Raw genomic sequence first — 19290 nt, 5'->3', positions numbered from 1 at the left:
CGTATGGTCCGGTCGGCCCTGTCGGGTACCCGGCGGCCGGGAGAGGGTGGGGAGGTACGGACCGGCACGCACCTCCGCGCGACCCCGATCCGGAAGGGAACCCGAGATGTCCGTCGACCAGCAGCAGTCGTCCGCCCGGCTCACCGACGACGAGCTCAGGACACTGCACGCCCACTGGCGCGCCGCGAACTACCTGTCCGTCGGCCAGATCTACCTCATGGCCAACCCCCTGCTCACCGAACCGCTGCGACCGGAGCACGTCAAGCCGCGGCTGCTCGGCCACTGGGGCACCTCACCGGGGCTCAACCTCGTGTACACCCATCTCAACCGGGTCGTCCGCAACCGCGACCTGAACGCCCTGTGCGTGTGGGGACCCGGTCACGGCGGTCCGGCGGTGGTCGCCAACTCCTGGCTGGAGGGCTCGTACACCGAGACCTACCCCGACGTCACCCGGGACGCGGCCGGCATGGCCCGGCTGTTCAAGCAGTTCTCCTTCCCCGGCGGCGTCCCCAGTCATGTCGCCCCCGAGACGCCGGGCTCGATCCACGAGGGCGGTGAGCTCGGCTACTCCCTCTCCCACGCCTACGGCGCCGCGCTCGACAACCCCGACCTGCTGGTCGCCTGTGTGATCGGCGACGGCGAGGCGGAGACCGGCCCGCTGGCCGCCTCCTGGCACTCCAACAAGTTCCTCGACCCGGTGCACGACGGCGCCGTCCTGCCGATCCTGCACCTCAACGGCTACAAGATCGCCAACCCGACCGTGCTGGCCCGGATCCCGGAACCGGAACTCGACGAGCTGCTGCGCGGCTACGGCCACGACCCCATCCACGTCACCGGCGACGAGCCGAACGCCGTGCACCGCGCGATGGCGCAGGCCATGGACACCGCCCTGGACCGCATCGCCGCCCTGCAGCGCGCGGCCCGCGAGGACGGCGCCGGGGAACGCCCCCGCTGGCCGGTGATCGTGCTGCGCACCCCGAAGGGCTGGACCGGCCCCGCGCACGTCGACCGGCTGCCCGTCGAGGGCACCTGGCGCGCCCACCAGGTCCCGCTCTCCGCCGTCCGGGACAACCCCGACCACCTGCGCCAGCTGGAGGCGTGGCTGCGCTCCTACCGGCCCGAGGAACTGTTCGACGAGCACGGCAGCCCCCGCCTCGACGTCCTCGCCTGGATCCCCGAGGGCAACCGCCGCCTCGGCGCCACCCCGCACGCCAACGGCGGACTGCTCCTGCGCGAACTCCCGCTGCCCGGCCTCGACACCTACGCCGTCCCGGTCGACAAGCCCGGCACGACCCTGCACGAACCCACCCGCGTCCTGGGCGAGTTGCTGCAGGACGTCATGCGTTCCACCGCCGGACGACGGGACTTCCGGCTCGTCGGCCCGGACGAGACCGCCTCCAACCGCCTCCAGGCCGTCTACGGCGTCAGCGGCAAGGCCTGGCAGGCCCAGACCCTCCAGGTCGACGAGGACCTCGACCGGCACGGCCGGGTGATGGAGATCCTCTCCGAACACACCTGCCAGGGCTGGCTGGAGGGCTATCTCCTGACGGGCCGTCACGGACTGTTCTCCTGCTACGAGGCGTTCGTGCACATCGTCGACTCGATGGTCAACCAGCACATCAAATGGCTCCGCGTGACCCGGCGGTTGCCCTGGCGCGCCTCCATCGCCTCCCTCAACTACCTGCTCACCTCGCACGTGTGGCGCCAGGACCACAACGGCTTCTCCCACCAGGACCCCGGCTTCGTCGACCACGTCCTCAACAAGAGCCCCGAAGTCGTGCGCGTCTACCTGCCGCCGGACGCCAACACCCTGCTGTCGGTGGCGGACCACGCCCTGCGCAGCCGCGACTACGTCAACGTGATCGTGGCCGGGAAACAGCCCTGCTTCGACTGGCTGACCATGGACCAGGCCCGCGTCCACTGCGCCCGCGGCGCCGGGGTCTGGGACTGGGCCGGCACCGAGAACGGCAGCCGAGAACCCGACGTCGTGCTCGCCTGCGCCGGGGACGTCCCCACCCAGGAGGTGCTGGCCGCCGCCCAGCTGCTCCGCCGCAACCTGCCCGAACTCGCCGTCCGCGTCGTCAACGTCGTCGACATCGCCCGCCTCATGCCGAGCGAGGAACACCCGCACGGCATGAGCGACTTCGAGTACGACGGCCTGTTCACCACCGACAAACCGGTCATCTTCGCCTACCACGGCTACCCGTGGCTCATCCACCGCCTCGCCTACCGCCGCACCGGCCACAGGAACCTGCACGTGCGCGGCTACAAGGAGATCGGCACCACGACCACGCCGTTCGACATGGTCGTCCGCAACGACCTCGACCGCTACCGCCTGGTCATGGACGTCATCGACCGGGTCCCCAAAATCGCCGTCCGCGCCGCCGCCGTACGGCAGCGGATGGAGGACGCGCGGCTGCGCCACCATGACTGGATCCGGGCCCGTGGCACCGACCTCCCCGAGGTCGCGGACTGGTCCTGGGACGGCTGAGACTGCAGCTCACGGGCGGCCGGGCAGGGCGCACGGACGGGGGCGGACGGCGCAGGGGAAGGGGCAGGAGGAGGGCGCGCGTGCGCCCTGGTACGGCGCCTCGCCCGGTGCTTACAGTGGTCGGCCAGCCCTGCGACGCGGATCCGGTGGGGCAGGCCCCATCACCCCCCGTGGTCACCGGTCGTCCCGGGCCGGTCAGCCGCCCGGACCCCCGTACGGCTCGCACACCGGCGCGGCTTCCAGGCCGACGGGTGCGAGGACCACCCGCGCGACAGGCACCATCCGTGACACCGCTCGGACCGCGCACGAGGGCATCCGCGGGACGAGCGCGCGTCGACACCACTGGAGGCCGCTGTGTCCCGACCGAGCATCGCCCTGATAGCCGATCCCACGTCGCCCGAAGGCTGCCGGGAGTACCTCGCCGACGCCGTGGAACTGCTCACCGGCGCACCGCCCGTCCGGATCGACTCCCGGCACTTCGCGACCGGCGGGACCGGCCGCGGCGTCCCCGACGGAGGCAGGTTACGGCTGCGGGTCCCCGAGGAGCGGCTGGACTTCGTCCCGGACGTCGTCCTGCTCTACGAGATCCCGCCGCACCGCCGGCGGGACCTCGCCGCCTTTCAGGAACTCCTCGAGACCCACGACGTGGTGACCCTGGGCACCGGCCCGGAAGCCTGGCGGACGGCGACGGAGAAGAACCTCACCGTCGCCCGCTTCCAGCGGGACGGCGTCGCCCAGATGGAGACCGTCGTCCTGTCCGGGCCCTCCGTGCGGGAGGCCGCCGAGGTGTTCGAGCGGCTCGGCGGCGACACCTGGGCCCGGCCCGTCGTCGGCACCGGCGGCGACGACACCTTCCACGTCACCGCCCCGGACCTGCTGGAACAGGCCACCGCCTACTACGCCGAGCACGGCACCGACTGGATGCTCTCCCGCGACGCGGGCAACGTCACCGCCGACGGCCTGCGCCACCAGTTCCGTGTCTTCGTCCTCGGCGGCCGGGTCGTGCACGCCCGCGAGCACCTCCAGCCCGAACCCGACACCCCCTGCAACACCTGCCGGGGCGCCACCCCCGTCCACATCGACCCGTCCGACCTCCCGGTCCGGCTCGGTGAACTCGCCGTCGCCGCCACCGCCTCGGTCGGGCTGCCGTTCGCCGGTGTCGACCTGGCCGTCGAGAACGGCGGGGTCGTCTTCGAGGTGAACGTCCAGCCCGCCTTCGTCGACGGCCGCATCGAGGTGGAGAAGGTGGCCGTGCCCTACGTCCAGGCCCACCTGGACGCCTTCGAACTGGCCCGCGGCGGCCCGTCCCGGGGGCTCACAGCCTCAGCGTGAACCAGGTGGTCTTGCCCTCGTCCGTCGGCCGTACCCCCCAGCCGGCGGCGAGGGCCCGGACCAGGAGCAGCCCCCGCCCCGACTCCTCCTCCTCGGTCGCCAGGCGCGGCTGGGGCAGATGCGGGCTGCGGTCGCTGACCTCGACGGTGAGATCGGTGGCCGTGCGGTGCAGATGCAGTCCGATCGGGCCGTCGGCGTGCAGCACGGCGTTGGTGAGCGTCTCCGACAGCAGCAGCAGGGCGTCGTCGGCGCGGGACATGCAGTTCCACGAGGTCAGCGCCTTGTGCAGGAAGATCCGCCCCTCCGGCACGGAGGCCGGGTCGGCCGGCAGGTCGATGGTGACGGCTGCCAGCGGCGCCGCCGGAAGCTGCGCGAACAGCAGGGTCACGTCGTCGTTGTGGCTGTCGGCGTCCGGCAGCAGACCCGCCAGCACATGGTCGGCGGCGTCCTCCAGGGAGGGCGTTCCGGCGAACAGCTTGTCGAGCATCACGGTGAGTTCACCGATCCTCAGCTCGATGTCACTGCCGGGCGTCTCGACCAGGCCGTCCGTGTACAGCACCAGCGTGGCGCCCGGCGGTATCTCCGTGCTGGACTGCTCGTACAGGACGTCGCCCACCCCGAGCGGGGCGTTGACCGGGCAGGGCAGCGCGGTGATGCCCTCGCCCGCCCCGGCGACCAGCACCGGCAGATGGCCCGCCGAGCAGACCGTGACCGTGCCCGCGTCCGGGGCGATCACCAGATAGCAGCAGGTGACGAGCTGGTCGGGGACGTCGAGGTCGGCGACGCAGGTGTCCAGCGCCCGCATCAGCTGGCGCGGCTGCATCCCGGTCTTCGCCAGCGCGTGCGCGGCCGACCTCAGCTGGCCCATCACGGCGGCCGCTTCGAGGCCGCGGCCCATCACGTCACCGATCAGCACGCCGACCCGGTCGGCGCCCAGCGGGATCAGATCGAACCAGTCGCCGCCCACACCGGCGCCCTGGGTGGCGGGCCGGTACCGGCTCGCGGTGGCCAGACCGGGCAGCGCCGGCGGTGTGCCCATCAGGCTGCGCTGCAGGGTCAGGGCGATGTGCCGCTGCTGCTCGTAGAGCGCCGTGAGCTCGGCCTCGGCGCGCTTGCGGTCGCTGATGTCCCGCACGATCGCGCACGCCCCGACGACCGTGCCGTGCGTGTCCCGCGTCGGCCACAGGGTGACGTCCACGTCCAGCAGCGTCCCGGCACTGGTCAGCCGTAACGTCTCGAAGTGCTCGACCTTCTCGCCGTGCCGCAGCCGTTTCAGCAGGGAGCGGACCTCGCCGCGCAGCTCCGGCGGCGACAGTACCGAGACGTGCCGTCCTATGACCTCCTCGGCCGTGTAGCCGTACAGCCGCTGCGCGGCCGCGTTCCAGTAGGTGATGTACCCGTCGAGGGTCTTGGCGAGGATCGCGTCCTGCGAGGACTCCACCAGCGCGGCGAGCTCGTTGATCCGCGCCTCGGCCGCCTTGCGGTCGCTGACGTCCCGCACGGCCGCGGACACCAGCAACCCGTCCGCCGTCTCCATCGGGCTCAGGCTGATCTCGACGGGGAACTCGGTGCCGTCCTTGCGCAGCCCGTGCAGCTCCAGTCCGGCGCCCATCGGCCGCACCTGGCGGTTGGCCGTGTAGCCACCCCGGTGCCCGGTGTGCTGTTCGCGGAAGCGGTTGGGGATCAGCAACTCGACCGGGTGGCCGAGCAGTTCCTCGCGGCCGTAGCCGAACAGCGCCTCCGTCTGGGCGTTGACCAGCTTTATGGCGCCCGTGTCGTCGACGATGACCATGGCGTCCGGCGCCGCCTCCAGCAGCCCCCGGAACCGCTCCTCGGCCCCGCCCGGCGTGCCGTCCTGCACCGGTGCGCCGCAGCCGCACCGTTTCTGCTGGGACCTGCCCGGGCGCCGCACGGCTTCTGCCTGCATCACGTCGGCCATCTTCCACCTCACCCTGCGCGACGGTTCAGGCCACTACAGCGCCTTTCGGCCGCCTCCACTTCGCGAAGTCGTTTACTGTCCGTTCACTGTCCGAACCTGAACGTGAGGTCACGGGATGGCCGCCTGATCCGGAACGCAGTTCTGCAGTCGCCCCGGAACGCGCCGTACGCTCGTCCCCGTGTCCTCGCCACGCCGGCCCGACCCCGAACCCGATCCGGCTCCCGGTTCCTGTTCCGACCCCGCTTGCGCCGCCGCCGGACTCACCGGCACGTCTGTCCACCGCACACGTCCGCTGTCCGGGACGCTCTGGGAGGCCGTCCTCGACGACGGGCGGACGGTGATGGTCAAGAGGAGCGACGAGCGGGACGCCGTACGGGCCGAGGCCGCCGGGCTGCGCTGGCTGGCCGCGGCCGGCACGGTGCGGGTGCCGGCCGTGTACGGCCACGACGAACGGTGGCTGGTGACCGAGCGGGTGCCCGCCGGGGCGCCGGGCGCCGGGGCCGCCGTACGGTTCGGCCGTGACCTCGCCGCGCTGCACGCCGCCGGCGCCCCCGCGTTCGGCGCGCCGCCGCCGGACGGTCCCGAGGACGCGTACATCGGGCTCGCCCCCCTGCGGAACGCCGTCGGCGCGGACTGGCCGGGCTGGTACGCCGAGCACCGGGTGCTGCCCTATCTGAGGTCGGCGGTCGACGCCGGTACGGTGCGCCCCGGCGAGGCGGCGGTCGTCGAACGCGCGTCCGCGGCGCTGCCCGGGCTGGCCGGGCCCGCCGAGGCGCCCGCCCGGCTGCACGGCGACCTGTGGAACGGCAACGTGCTCTGGGGCGCGGACGGTGAGGTCCGCCTGATCGACCCGGCCGCGCACGGCGGGCACCGCGAGACCGACCTCGCGATGCTGGCGCTGTTCGGCTGCCCCTGGCTGGAGCAGGTGCGGGAAGGATACGAGCAGGTCGCGCCGCTCGCCGCCGGGTGGGAGGAACGTGTGGGCGCGCACCAGCTCTTTCCTCTGCTGGTGCACGCCGTGCTGTTCGGGAGGCCCTACGCCGAGCGGGCGCTGGCGGTGGCCCGGAGGGTTGCGTAGTCAGTGGGCGCCCAGTCCGCCTCCGCCGAACGAGCCGCTGCTGCCCTTGCTCCAACGGGGCCGTGTCTTGTCGTCGCTGGGACGGGTCTGCATATTGCTCAGCTCGTACGGGGTGAGGGGGCGTTCGCCCTTGGGCGTTCGGGGTACCTCTTCGGGCTCACGGTTCTCACGGATCTCGTGCACCGGGCCGTCCGGCGGCAGGTGCGGTTGCTCCTCGGGGCGCGGCCTCGGCGACTCGCGCAGTTTGTACCGTGCGCCCAGCCAGAAGCTCCCGGCCAGCAGCGCCACGACGACGACAGCGACCACGAACATCACCAGGCTGAGCAGGCCGCTCGCCGCGGCCAGCTGCTCGCTTGCGGTAGTCATATCGGCTGAATACCCCAGGAACAGGGCGTGAATCACGCCGCTCCACCCCTTACTCAGCGTCGACAAACCGGTCACACGGGGCGTCCGGGTTTGGCGTGTCCCGTCCCGGCTACCCGCGAGGGGTGACTTCGACGACTTCCCAACAGGAACTCTTCCGGTTCCTGGAGGACCGCTTCGCGTGCGCACAGGCCTGCACCGAATGTGCGCGGGCCTGCGCGCTGCGCGCGAGCCTCCAGGATCCGGACGGGACGGAACAGCAGGAACTGCTGCGCCGCAAGGGCATCATGTGCGCGGAGGTGTGCGACGCGACCTGCCGGGTGCTGTCCGAGGAGAACCGCATGGACGAGGCCGGTATCCGCGTCCAGCTGGAGTGGTGCCGGACCGTCTGCCTGGAGAGTGCGCACGTCTTCGGCAAACAGCCGGGCGCGGAGGCGACCGAGGAGGCGTGCCGCGCGTGCGCCCGGGCCTGCACGGACTTCATGGCGACACTGAGCTGAGGCTGCCGCGCATCCCCTCTCGCGCCCACCTTGTCCGGCGTCCGCCATTCCCAATTTCTGGAACACGTTCTACGGTGTGCGCCGTCAGGACACAGGCCTTGCCGTCAGGACGCCGGCCGTTGGGAAGCCAGGAGGCGCCGTGCACCTCGACCACACGCCCGAGCAGCAGCGACTGCGTACCGAACTGCGCGCCTACTTCACCGAGTTGGTGCCGGACAACGCCTACGCCAGGCACTCCGACCCGGTCGGGGCGAAACGCTTCTACCGTGCGACCATCCGCCGCCTCGGCGCGGACGGCTGGCTCGGCGTCGGCTGGCCGAAGGAGTACGGCGGCCGCGGTCTGACCCCGATCGAGCAGTTCATCTTCTTCGACGAGGCCGCGCAGGCCGGCGTGCCGCTGCCCCTGATGGCCCTGAACACCGTCGGCCCGACGATCATGCAGTACGGCACGGACGAGCAGAAGGCGTACTTCCTGCCGAAGATCCTCTCCGGCGAGATCGACTTCGCCATCGGCTACAGCGAACCCGACGCGGGCACCGACCTCGCCGCCCTGAAGACGCGCGCGGTCCGGGAGGGCGAGGAGTACGTCGTCAACGGCCAGAAGATCTGGACGACCAACGGCGACACCGCCGACTGGGTCTGGCTGGCGACCCGCACCGACCCCGAGGCCCCGCCGCACAAGGGCATCACCATGCTCCTCGTGCCGACCACCGACCCCGGCTACTCCTGCACCGTCATCCGCACCCTCGCCTCGCACGACACCACCGCCAGCTACTACGAGAACATCCGCGTCCCCGTCTCCCGCCGGGTCGGCGCCGAGAACCAGGGCTGGCGGCTCATCACCAACCAGCTCAACCACGAGCGCGTGACCCTCGCCGCGCACGGCACGATGGCCATCCGCGCCCTGCACGACGTCCAGCGCTGGGCCGCCGAGACCAAGCTCGCCGACGGCCGCCGCGTCGTCGACCTCCCCTGGGTCCGCCGCCGCCTCGCCCAGACCCACGTCAAGCTGGATGCCCTCAAGCTCCTCAACTGGCAGATGGTGGGCGCCCTCCAGAACGGCACCCTCACCCCGCAGGACGCCTCCGCCGTCAAGGTCTACGGCTCCGAGGCCCGCCGGGACGCCTACGCCTGGCTCCTGGAGATCGTCGCGGCGCCCGGCGCGCTCCAGGAGGGCTCGGCGGGCGCCGTGCTGCACGGCGAACTCGAACGCGGCTACCGCTCCGCCGTGATCTTCACCTTCGGCGGCGGCAACAACGAGATCCAGCGGGAGATCATCTCGTGGATAGGCCTGGGTATGCCCCGGGTGCGGCGCTAGCCTGCCGGTATGACCGCTGACCCGGGGCTGTTCGGTCCGACCTCCGTGACCTGGCAACTCCACGGCGACCCCATGATGTGGGTCGCCGGGATCCGCGCGCTCTACCTCCAGGCCCTCCACCCCCGCGCCGTACGCGGTGTCATGGAGAACTCCGACTTCCGGCGCGACGCCTGGGGCCGGCTCATGCGCACCGCGAACTTCGTCGGCACCACGACGTACGGCACGAGCGAGGCCGCCGAGAAGGCCGGGGCGCGCGTGCGCAGGATCCACCGGATGCTCTCCGCGACCGACCCGGAGACGGGGGAGCGGTACCCGGTCGACGAGCCGGAGCTGCTCCTGTGGGTGCACTGCGCCGAGATCGACTCCTACCTGCACGTCCTGCGCCGCTCCGGCTACCCCCTCAGCGACGCGGCCGCCGACCGCTATCTCGCCGAACACCGGGTCGGCGCCCGCCTGGTGGGCCTCGACCCGGACGCCGTACCCGCCGACCGGGCGGAGATGGAGACCTACTTCGAGAAGATGCGGCCCCACCTGGCCGCCGGGGCGGACGCGCGCGCGGTGGACGACTTCCTGCTCCGCCCGCCGACGCACCCCCTGCTCGTCCCGGCGCGGGCCCTGCTGTGGCGGCGCGTGGCACACCTGGCGTACGCCTCCCTGCCGCCGTACGCCCACGAGTTGTACGGCAGACGCGCGCCACGACCGGCAACCGTGACCCGGGAGTTGCGTGTCACGGGCACCCTGCTGCGCTGCGTTCCCGCACGTCTGCGCTGGCAACTCCCGCCCAAACACATCCTGCGGGCCATGACGAGACTCGGCCCGGACACCCGTCCCGCACCGTACAAAGTCAGGCTATAGGCCGCCATACTGGACGTGCCGGGGCGGGGCCGGACAGTACGGGGGCGGCACCATGACGGAGAGCAGGCTGATCCAGGGCCGGTACCGGCTGCTGGACCTGATCGGGCGCGGTGGCATGGGCGAGGTGTGGCGCTCGCGCGACGAGTCCCTCGGCCGGCAGGTCGCCGTGAAGTGCCTCAAGCCGCCCGGCCCGCACCATGATCCGTCCTTCTCGCGGGTGCTGCGCGAGCGGTTCCGCCGCGAGGCCCGGGTGGCCGCGGCGCTCCAGCACCGCGGGATCACCGTCGTCCACGACTTCGGCGAGTCCGAGGGCGTCCTCTTCCTCGTCATGGAGCTCCTGGACGGCCGCAACCTCTGCCAGCTGCTCGACGACAACGAGCGCCGGCCGCTGCCCGTCCCCGACGTCGTCGAGATCGCCGACCAGGTCGCCGCCGCCCTCGCCTACACCCACCGGCAGGGCATCGTGCACCGCGACCTGAAACCGGCCAACATCGTGCGCCTGTCCGACGGCACCGTGAAGATCTGCGACTTCGGCATCGCCCGCCTCGGCCACGACATCGGCTTCACCTCCCGCCTCACCGGCACCGGCATCGCGATGGGCACCCCGCACTACATGTCCCCGGAGCAGATCGGCGGGGACGAGGTCGACCAGCGCAGCGACCTGTACTCGCTGGGCTGCGTCCTGTACGAACTCGCCACCGGGGCACCGCCGTTCGACCTGGGCGACCCGTGGGCGATCCTCGTCGGCCATCGTGACACCCCGCCCCGGCCCGCCCGTGAGCAGCGGGGCGACCTGCCCGACTACCTCGACCGGATCATCCTCGACCTGCTCGCCAAGAGGCCGGCCCAACGGCCCCACGACGCGCGCGAGCTGGGGCGGCGGATCACCGCGGGCCGGACGACACCGGCGTACGTCCCGACCCTCGTCGCCCGTCGGCCCGCGCCGCCCGCGCCCGAGCAGGCGCGGCTGCCGGACTGGACCCGCGGGATGACCACCGGCCACAAGGCGACCTGCGCCGGACTGCGCCCCACACCCCCGGACGCGGGAGCGGCCCTCACCGGCGAGTGGATCCCCCGCCCCGCCCTCGGAGCGGTCCCCGTGTCCCCCCAGCCGGACGCCCCGTCCCCGCACACGCTCACCGTGCTCGCCCGGCGCCACGACGCCGGCCTCAGCCTCGGCCGGCTCGGCCGCTGGGCCGAGGCCGGGGAGGTGTACCGCGCGGTCGCCGCCGAACGCGCCCACCTGCTCGGCGCCGACCACCCCGACACCCTCGCCAGCCGCCACGAGGTCGCCGTCACCCTCAGCCGCACCGGCCGCGCCGCCGACGCCCTGCGCGAGTACCAGCACGTGGCCGCCGCCCGCACCCGCGTGCTGGGCGCCGACCATCTCGACACCCTCGCCACCCGCCAGGAAGTGGCCTACGTACTGGGCCGGCTGGGCCGGCACTTCGACGCCCACCAGCTCTACACCGCGGTCCTCGCCGCCCGGGAGCGCACGGCGGGCCCCGACCATCCCGACACCCTGCGCTGCCGCCACAACCTCGCCTTCAACCTCAACAGGCTCGGCCGTCTGGAGGAGTCGTACCGCATGGCCCGCGCGGTGGCCGCCGCCAGGGCCCGCGTGCTGGGCGCCGACCACCCGGACACGCTCCTCACCCGGTACGAAGTGGCCTACATGCTCGGCCAGTTGGGACGCTGGACGGAAGCGCTCCAGACCTATCGCGAGGTCGCCGAGGCCCGCGCCCGTGCCCTCGGGCAGGACCATCCCGACACCCTCGCCGCCCGCTACGAGACCGGCATCAGCCTGGGCCGCCTCGGCCGCAGCGCGGAGGCGCTCCAGCTCTACCGCGGCCTCGTCGACGACCGCACCCGCGTGCAGGGTTCCGCCCACGCCGAGACCCTGCGCGCCCGTCACGCCCTGGGCGTCAATCTGGGCCGCCTCGGCCGCTGGGAAGAAGCGCTCGCCGAGTCGCGCGACGTGTGCGCGATCCGCGAGCGCGTCCTCGGCCCCGAGCACGCGGACACCCTGGTCAGCCGCCGTGAGGTGGCCGTCGGCCTGGGCTGGCTGGGCCGCTGGGCCGACGCCCTGACCGAGTACCGCCGGGTGGCCGCCGCCCGTGAACGCCTCCTCGGCGCCGACCACCCCGACACCCTCGCCACCCGCGGCGACGAGGCCCACTGCCTGGAACGACTCGGCCGGAGCCCGGAGGCGGTGGCGCTGTACCGGAGGGTGGCGGCGCTGCGGCAGCGGCGGGCGGCGGGCGGGGCGTGAGCCGGGTCAGTCCCAGCCGAGCTCCGTGTACGGCCGCCCGGCGCGGATGCCGTCGACCGCCGCCCGCGCGTACCCGACCATCGGCTCAGGGAGGGCGTCCAGCGGCCACCAGTCCCAGCCCAGGCACTTGTCCGGTTCCAGCAGCCGCGGTTCGCCGCCCCAGCGCCGGGCGCGGAACACGAGCTGGATCCTGGGCCGTCGGCGGAAGCCGTTGTCGATGTGGACGGTGTGCGCCAGTTCCACGTCCACCGGGTCGATCTCCAGCCCCGCCTCCTCCCTGGCCTCCCGCACCAGACAGGCCACGGCCGACTCCTGCTCGCAGTGCCCGGCCAGGAAGTGGTGGGTCAGGGGCGCGAAGGGCGCGTCCGCATGGCGCAGCCCGAGCAGGATCTCGCCGTCCCGCTCCAGATAGAGATGGACGCCCACGACGTGCGGAGCCTCCCGTCGCACGGGCACGCTCCCGTCGCCCCGGTGCAGGGCCAGCACCTCGGCCGCCCAGGGCGCCACCACGAGGTGCGCGGTGGTCGCCGCGTCGAAGAAGGCGAACATGATGCCCTCGGTGACCGGGAGCCGTGCCGGGTCCCCGTCCCAACGCCCCACGAACACCGTGGTGTTGTTGATGACCGTGAACCGGGTCAGCCCCTCGATCACCAGCCCCGTCTCCTCGAGGAGCTCCCGGGCGATCCCCTCCTCCGGTGTCTCGTCGCCCTCGCGCGCGCCGCCGGGCAACGACCAGGTGCCCGGATCCCAGATCGCCTTGTACGCGTCCCGCAGATGCAGCAGGTACTGCCCCCGCTCGTTGACCAGGAGTGCGGCCGTCTGGCTCGGCTCGGTGTCCATGGGATCCCCCCTCGTATCCAAGGTGCCGTAGATCGTGTTACGAAGAACCATGCCTGCTCACGAGGGACACCACACCTACGACGCCGTAGTCGTCGGCGGCGGACACAACGGCCTGGTCGCCGCCGCCTACCTGGCCCGGGCCGGACGGTCCGTGCTGGTGCTGGAACGGCTCGACCACACCGGCGGCGCCGCCGTCTCCACCCGCCCCTTCGCCGGCGTCGACGCCCGGCTGTCGCGCTACTCCTATCTGGTCAGCCTGCTCCCGCAGAAGATCGTGCGGGACCTCGGCCTGCGCTTCCGCGTCCAGGGGCGCACGATCTCCTCGTACACCCCCGTCGAGCGCGGCGGACGGCCCACGGGACTCCTCGTGGGCGGGGGAGAGGAGCGCACCCGGGAGGCCTTCGCGCGGCTGACGGGCGGGGAGCGCGAGTACGCGGCCTGGCAGCGCTTCTACGGCATGACCGGGCGCGTCGCCGAGCGGGTCTTCCCCACGCTCACCGAACCCCTGCCCACCCGGGACGAACTGCGCCGCCGCGTCGACGACGAGGAAGCCTGGCGGCTGCTGTTCGAGGAGCCCATCGGGACGGCGGTGGAGGAGAACTTCTCCGACGACCTCGTCCGGGGTGTGGTCCTCACCGACGCGCTCATCGGCACCTTCGCCGACGCCCACGACGCCTCCCTCAAGCAGAACCGCTGCTTCCTGTACCACGTCATCGGCGGCGGCACCGGCGCCTGGGACGTGCCCGTCGGCGGCATGGGCGCCCTGACCGACGCACTGGCCGCCGCCGCGCGGGACGCGGGCGCCGTCCTCGCCACCGGACACGAGGCCGTACGGATCGAGAGCGACGGCCGCACCGCCGAGGTCACCTACCGCACCGCCGACGGCGAGGGCGTCGCCACCGCCCGGCACGTCCTGGTGGGCGCCTCCCCGCAGGCGCTCGCCGCGCTCACCGGCGACGAGCCGCCCGCCCCCGCCGAGGGCGCCCAGCTCAAGGTGAACATGCTGCTCAAACGGCTGCCGAGGCTGCCGGACCGGTCCGTCGACCCGCGCGAGGCGTTCGCCGGCACCTTCCACATCGCCGAGGGCTACGAGCAGCTCGCCACCGCCCACGCCCAGGCCGCCGCCGGTGAGCTGCCCACCGCCCCGCCGTCCGAGATCTACTGCCACTCCCTGACCGATCCCACGATCCTCGGCCCCGACCTGGTCGCACAGGGCTACCAGACCCTGACCCTGTTCGGGCTCCACACCCCCGCCCGGCTCTTCGAACGCGACAACGACTCCGTACGCGACGAACTGCTCAAGGCCACCCTCGCCCAGCTCGACGCCCACCTCGCGGAACCCCTGGCCGACTGCCTCGCGTCGGATTCCGACGGGAGCCCCTGCATCGAGGCGAAGACCCCGCTCGACCTGGAACGCGACCTCGGCCTGCCCGGCGGCAACATCTTCCACCGCGACCTGTCCTGGCCGTACGCGGACGAGAGCACCGGCCGCTGGGGCGTGGAGACCCCGCACGCGAACATCCTGCTGTGCGGCGCGGGCGCGGTGCGCGGCGGAGGGGTGAGCGGAGTGCCGGGGCACAACGCGGCGATGGCGGTGCTTCAGGCCCCGGAGGGTCAGCGGTCGCGGTGAGAATCTGACGGGGTATCAGAAAACCCCTTCCGTCGTCGCACCGGCTGCGGCATCCTGCGCCCATGCAGACGGAGCTGAGCAAGCAACTGGGAGTCGAGCACGCCGTCTTCGGCTTCACGCCGTTCCCCGCCGTCGCCGCGGCCATCAGCCGCGCGGGCGGCTTCGGCGTGCTCGGCGCGGTCCGCTACACCGCCCCCGACGACCTCAAACGCGACCTCGACTGGATCGAGGCGCATGTCGAGGGACGGCCGTACGGGCTCGATGTCGTGATGCCCGCGAAGAAGGTCGAAGGCGTCACCGAGGCCGATGTCGAGGCGATGATCCCCGAGAGCCACCGGCAGTTCGTGCGGGACACCCTCGCCAAGTACGGGGTGCCCGAACTGGCCGAGGGCGAGGCGTCCGGCTGGCGCATCACCGGCTGGATGGAGCAGGTCGCCCGCAGCCAGCTCGACGTCGCGTTCGACTACCCGATCCGGCTGCTCGCCAACGCCCTCGGCTCCCCGCCCGCCGACGTCGTCGCCCGCGCCCACGAGCGGGGCGTCCTGGTCGCCGCGCTCGCCGGGAGCGCCCGGCACGCCCGCAAGCACCAGGAGGCGGGCATCGACATCGTGGTGGCGCAGGGCTACGAGGCCGGCGGCCACACCGGCGACATCGCCTCGATGGTGCTCACCCCGGAGATCGTGGACGCCGTCGACCCCCTCCCCGTCCTCGCCGCCGGCGGTATCGGCAGCGGGCGGCAGATCGCCGCCGCCCTCGCGCTCGGCGCCCAGGGCGTCTGGCTCGGCTCCCTCTGGCTGACCACCGCCGAGGCCGACCTGCACTCGCCCGCCCTCACCCGCAAGCTTCTCGCGGCCGGCTCCGGCGACACCGTCCGTTCCCGCGCCCTCACCGGGAAGCCCGCCCGTCAGCTCCGTACCGAATGGACCGACGCCTGGGACGACCCGCACGGACCCGGCACCCTCCCCATGCCCCTCCAGGGCCTGCTCGTCGCCGAGGCCGTCTCCCGCATCCAGAAGTACGAGGTCGACCCGCTGCTCGGCACACCCGTCGGCCAGATCGTCGGCCGGATGAACGAGGTCCGAGGCGTCCAGGAGGTCTTCGACGACCTCACCCGCGGCTTCGAACAGGCCGTGGACCGCGTCAACCGCATCGCCGGAAGGAGCGGCCAGTGACGAGCACGAGCACACCCCCCACGGGCTTCTGGGCCCAGGCCACCGCCGACCCCGACCGCACGGTCCTGATCGCGCCGGACGGCCGGGAATGGACCGCCGGACGTCTGCACGCCGCCGCCAACCGGCTCGTGCACGGACTGCGCGCCGCCGGGATGGAACGCGGCGACGCCTTCGCGGTCGTCCTGCCCAACTCGGCCGAGTTCTTCACCGCCTACCTCGCCGCCACCCAGGCCGGCTTCTACCTCGTCCCCGTCAACCACCACCTCGTCGGCCCCGAGATCGCGTGGATCGTCTCCGACTCGGGCGCCAAGGTCCTCGTCACCCACGAGCGGTTCGCCGACGAGGCCTGCCGCGCCGCCGACGAGGCCGGCCTGCCCACGAGCCACCGGTACGGCGTCGGCGAGGTCGAGGGATTCCGGCCCTACGCCGAACTCCTCGACGGGCAACCGGAGTCGGCGCCCGCCGAGCGGACCCTCGGCTGGGTCATGAACTACACCTCGGGTACGACGGGCCGTCCGCGCGGCATCCGGCGCCCGCTGCCCGGAAAGCTCCCCGAGGAGGCCTATCTGGGCGGCTTCCTCGGCTTCTTCGGCGTACGGCCGTTCGACGACAACGTCCATCTGGTCTGCTCACCGCTCTACCACACGGCCGTACTCCAGTTCGCGGGCTCCTCCCTGCACATCGGGCACCGCCTGGTCCTGATGGACAAGTGGACCCCCGAGGAGATGCTCCGGCTGATCGACACCCACCGCTGCACGCACACCCACATGGTCCCGACCCAGTTCCACCGGCTCCTGGCCCTTCCCGAGGCCACCCGGCAGGCGTACGACGTCTCGTCCATGCGGCACGCCATCCACGGCGCCGCGCCCTGCCCGGACCACGTCAAGCGCGCGATGATCGACTGGTGGGGCGAGTGCGTCGAGGAGTACTACGCGGCCAGCGAGGGCGGCGGCGCCTTCGCGACCGCCGAGGACTGGCTGAAGAAGCCCGGCACGGTCGGCAGGGCCTGGCCCATCAGCGAGCTGGCGATCTTCGACGACGACGGAAACCGGCTCCCGCCCGGTGAACTCGGCACGGTCTACATGAAGATGAGCACCGGCGGCTTCTCGTACCACAAGGACGAGACGAAGACGCGGAAGAACCGCATCGGCGACTTCTTCACGGTCGGCGACCTCGGTGTCCTTGACGAGGAGGGCTATCTCTTCCTCCGCGACCGCAAGATCGACCTGATCATCTCCGGCGGCGTCAACATCTACCCCGCGGAGATCGAGTCCGCGCTTCTCGCGCACCCGGCCGTCGCCGACGCCGCCGCCTTCGGCATCCCGCACGACGACTGGGGCGAGGAGGTCAAGGCGGTCGTCGAACCGGCCCCCGGCCACGAGCCGGGCCCGGACCTCGCCGCCGCCCTCCTCGCCCACTGCGCCGAGCGTCTCGCCGGCTACAAGCGCCCCAAGTCCGTCGACTTCATCACCGAGATGCCCCGCGACCCCAACGGCAAGCTGTACAAGCGGCGGCTGCGGGAGCCCTATTGGGAGGGACGCACGCGGCCGGTGTGATCCCGCCGTGGCCCTGTTCGCAGCGCCCCCTTCGACTAACCTGGTGTGACGTGACGTCAGGCGTCAGGGGGCGGCCAGGTGAGGGCGACCGGCGGACCGGGAGTGGGGGAGTGGCCCGCGCGGCTGCCGCCGGTGGCGGTCGATCTTCTGCCGGGCGTCGTCGTGCTGGCGGCGATGGTGGCGGTCCGCCTCGCGGAGGCGCCGGAGTCCGGCGGCCCCCTGCCGGCGGGCCTGGCGCTCGCCGCCGTGATCGCCGGCAGCCTGGCGGCGCGCCGCCGGTGGCCGTTGACCGCGTACGCGATCGGCACGGCGGGCCTCGCGGTGGAGGCGCTGTGGGTGGGGCCCGGTCAACTGACCCCCTTCGCGAATCTCTTCGGCGTCTACTCCCTCGGCCTGTACGCGACCCCCGGCAGGGCCGTGCTCGGCACCCTGCTCGTGCCGCCCGGGGTGCTGGCGCACTTCGCACCCCGGGACCAGAGCGCCGCGGCGCCGGTCGCCGTCGTCTTCGTGTGGCTGCTGGTGTGGGCCGTGGGGTACGGCACGGCCCGCCGACACCGGGAGGCGCGGGAGCGGCGGGCGCTGGCGCGCCGCGAGGCCGTCCTCGGTGAGCGGGTGCGGATCGCCCGCGAACTGCACGACATCGTCGGACACTCCGTGAACGCCATGCTGGTCCAGGCGGGCGCCGGGCGGATGGTCCTCGCCACCGAGCCGGAGCGCACCCGTGAGCTGCTGCTGAGCGTCGAGCGGACCGGCCGTGACGCCCTCGCCGAACTCGACCGGCTGCTCGGTGTGCTGCGCGCCGAAGAGGGTGGCGGCAAGGGCGAGGTCGGCGACGGGGTCGACGAGGACTGGGCCGGGCTCGGGCGGCTGCTGCGGCCCCTGGCCGACGCGGGACTGACGGTCCGGCTCCGGGTCGCGCCGGACGCCCGTGATCTGCCGCCGGACGTGCGGTCGTCCGTCCACCGGATCGTGCAGGAGGCGCTGACCAACGCGCTCCGGCACGGCCGCGCCCGGACCGCCGAGGTCACCGTGCGTCGGCAGGACGACGGCGACGGTCGGACCCTCCTCGTGCGGGTGGTCGACGAGGGCGACGGACCGGTGCCGCACTACCGGCCCGGCCGCGGCCTGCGGGGGATCGGCGAACGCGCCGCCGCCCTCGGCGGGCACGTGGAGCACGGCGGTGCCGTCGGCGGAGGATTCGCCCTGAGTGTCGCGCTGCCGCTGCGATGACCCTCCGCGTCCTGCTGGCCGACGACGACCCCCTGCTGCGGGTGGGGGTCGCGGTGGTGCTCGGAGCCGCCGGCATGGAGGTCGTCGGCGAGGCGGGCGACGGGGTGCGGGCGGTGGAGCTGTGCCGCGCGCTCGTCCCGGACGTCGTCCTGATGGACGTACGGATGCCCGGCTTCGACGGCATCGAGGCCACCGGCCGGATCGTCGAAGCCGGTCTGCGGACCCGGGTGCTGGTGCTGACCACGTTCCCCGACGACACCTACGTGTGGCGGGCCCTGCGCGCGGGCGCGCACGGTTTCCTGCTCAAACGTGCCTCACCCGAACGGCTGGTGGACGCCGTCCGCACGGTGGCCGCCGGAGAGACCCTGCTGGACCCCGGGATCACCCGGCCCCTCGTGGACCGCCTCGTCACCGACGAGCGGGGCCCGCGCCCGGCGGTCGACGCACCGGACCGGGACCGGCTGCGCCATCTGACCTCCCGGGAACTGCAGATCCTGCGCCTCGTCGCCGAGGGCCTGTCGAACGCCGAACTGGCCGGGCGGCTGGGCATCGCCGAGTCGACCGTCAAGACCCACGTCAAACGGATCCTGCACAAGATCGGCGCCCGGGACCGGGCCGGCGCCGTCGTGATCGCCTTCCGCAGCGGCCTCGTATGACCCCTGCCGTACCCCCGTGGGGGTACGGCGCGCCACCCCACCGGAGGGACGCCTCACG

Annotated in this window: 15 protein-coding genes; 12 read left to right on the top strand and 3 right to left on the bottom strand. The window is 72.9% G+C overall.

The window, feature by feature from the left end; genetic code table 11:
- Positions 1–106: 106 nt before the first annotated feature.
- A complete protein-coding gene (locus tag ACIRF9_RS27635; protein ID WP_403827465.1) occupies positions 107–2491 on the top strand; it encodes a phosphoketolase in 2385 nt (794 codons plus the stop codon).
- 354 nt (positions 2492–2845) lie between these two features.
- Positions 2846–3823: a RimK family alpha-L-glutamate ligase gene (locus ACIRF9_RS27630; RefSeq protein WP_403827463.1), complete on the top strand. Its 978-nt coding sequence runs from the start codon at positions 2846–2848 to the stop codon at positions 3821–3823.
- Here ACIRF9_RS27630 and ACIRF9_RS27625 read toward each other — a convergent pair.
- Positions 3807–5762: a PAS domain S-box protein gene (locus tag ACIRF9_RS27625; RefSeq protein ID WP_403827461.1), complete on the bottom strand. Its 1956-nt coding sequence runs from the start codon at positions 5760–5762 to the stop codon at positions 3807–3809. The two genes, ACIRF9_RS27630 and ACIRF9_RS27625, sit on opposite strands and share 17 nt — an antisense overlap.
- 178 nt (positions 5763–5940) lie before the next feature.
- On the opposite strand from ACIRF9_RS27625, the gene ACIRF9_RS27620 reads away from it, so the two are divergent.
- Positions 5941–6840: a fructosamine kinase family protein gene (locus ACIRF9_RS27620; RefSeq protein WP_403827459.1), complete on the top strand. Its 900-nt coding sequence runs from the start codon at positions 5941–5943 to the stop codon at positions 6838–6840.
- Here the strand turns inward: ACIRF9_RS27620 and ACIRF9_RS27615 are convergent, their stop codons facing one another.
- Positions 6841–7206: a DUF6479 family protein gene (locus tag ACIRF9_RS27615; protein ID WP_403827457.1), complete on the bottom strand. Its 366-nt coding sequence runs from the start codon at positions 7204–7206 to the stop codon at positions 6841–6843. It lies immediately after the preceding gene.
- A gap of 122 nt (positions 7207–7328) precedes the next feature.
- On the opposite strand from ACIRF9_RS27615, the gene ACIRF9_RS27610 reads away from it, so the two are divergent.
- From ACIRF9_RS27610 to ACIRF9_RS27595, 4 genes are all read left to right on the top strand, one after another.
- Positions 7329–7703: a ferredoxin gene (locus ACIRF9_RS27610; protein WP_403827456.1), complete on the top strand. Its 375-nt coding sequence runs from the start codon at positions 7329–7331 to the stop codon at positions 7701–7703.
- Between the two features lie 139 nt (positions 7704–7842).
- Positions 7843–9021: an acyl-CoA dehydrogenase family protein gene (locus tag ACIRF9_RS27605; RefSeq protein ID WP_403827454.1), complete on the top strand. Its 1179-nt coding sequence runs from the start codon at positions 7843–7845 to the stop codon at positions 9019–9021.
- A 9-nt stretch (positions 9022–9030) separates the two neighbouring features.
- Entirely contained in the window at positions 9031–9876 is an 846-nt protein-coding gene (locus tag ACIRF9_RS27600) for an oxygenase MpaB family protein (RefSeq protein ID WP_403827452.1), read from the top strand.
- A gap of 52 nt (positions 9877–9928) precedes the next feature.
- The gene (locus ACIRF9_RS27595) at positions 9929–12148 is read left to right on the top strand and encodes a tetratricopeptide repeat protein (protein ID WP_403827450.1); all 2220 of its coding nucleotides are present in this window, start codon (positions 9929–9931) and stop codon (positions 12146–12148) included.
- 6 nt (positions 12149–12154) lie between these two features.
- On the opposite strand, the gene ACIRF9_RS27590 is transcribed toward ACIRF9_RS27595, so the two are convergent.
- A complete protein-coding gene (locus tag ACIRF9_RS27590; RefSeq protein ID WP_403827448.1) occupies positions 12155–12988 on the bottom strand; it encodes an NUDIX domain-containing protein in 834 nt (277 codons plus the stop codon).
- A 49-nt stretch (positions 12989–13037) separates the two neighbouring features.
- On the opposite strand from ACIRF9_RS27590, the gene ACIRF9_RS27585 reads away from it, so the two are divergent.
- From ACIRF9_RS27585 to ACIRF9_RS27565, 5 genes are all read left to right on the top strand, one after another.
- Positions 13038–14618, top strand: a complete 1581-nt coding sequence (locus ACIRF9_RS27585; protein WP_403827446.1) for a phytoene desaturase family protein — start codon at positions 13038–13040, stop codon at positions 14616–14618.
- A 62-nt stretch (positions 14619–14680) separates the two neighbouring features.
- Positions 14681–15790: an NAD(P)H-dependent flavin oxidoreductase gene (locus ACIRF9_RS27580; RefSeq protein ID WP_403827444.1), complete on the top strand. Its 1110-nt coding sequence runs from the start codon at positions 14681–14683 to the stop codon at positions 15788–15790.
- On the top strand, positions 15787–17346 hold the full coding sequence (locus ACIRF9_RS27575) for an acyl-CoA synthetase (protein ID WP_403827442.1): 1560 nt from the start codon (positions 15787–15789) through the stop codon (positions 17344–17346). The genes ACIRF9_RS27580 and ACIRF9_RS27575 overlap by 4 nt, the downstream gene beginning before the upstream one ends.
- Positions 17347–17424: 78 nt before the next feature.
- A complete protein-coding gene (locus ACIRF9_RS27570; protein WP_403827440.1) occupies positions 17425–18576 on the top strand; it encodes a sensor histidine kinase in 1152 nt (383 codons plus the stop codon).
- Positions 18573–19232: a response regulator gene (locus ACIRF9_RS27565; RefSeq protein ID WP_403827438.1), complete on the top strand. Its 660-nt coding sequence runs from the start codon at positions 18573–18575 to the stop codon at positions 19230–19232. The genes ACIRF9_RS27570 and ACIRF9_RS27565 overlap by 4 nt, the downstream gene beginning before the upstream one ends.
- Positions 19233–19290 lie beyond the last annotated feature (58 nt).

It is taken from the genome of Streptomyces sp. NPDC096132 (genome assembly GCF_044763345.1).
Taxonomy (GTDB): domain Bacteria; phylum Actinomycetota; class Actinomycetes; order Streptomycetales; family Streptomycetaceae; genus Streptomyces.
The sequence above is the reverse complement of the archived record's forward strand: the minus strand, read 5'-3'. Positions and strand labels throughout refer to the sequence as shown.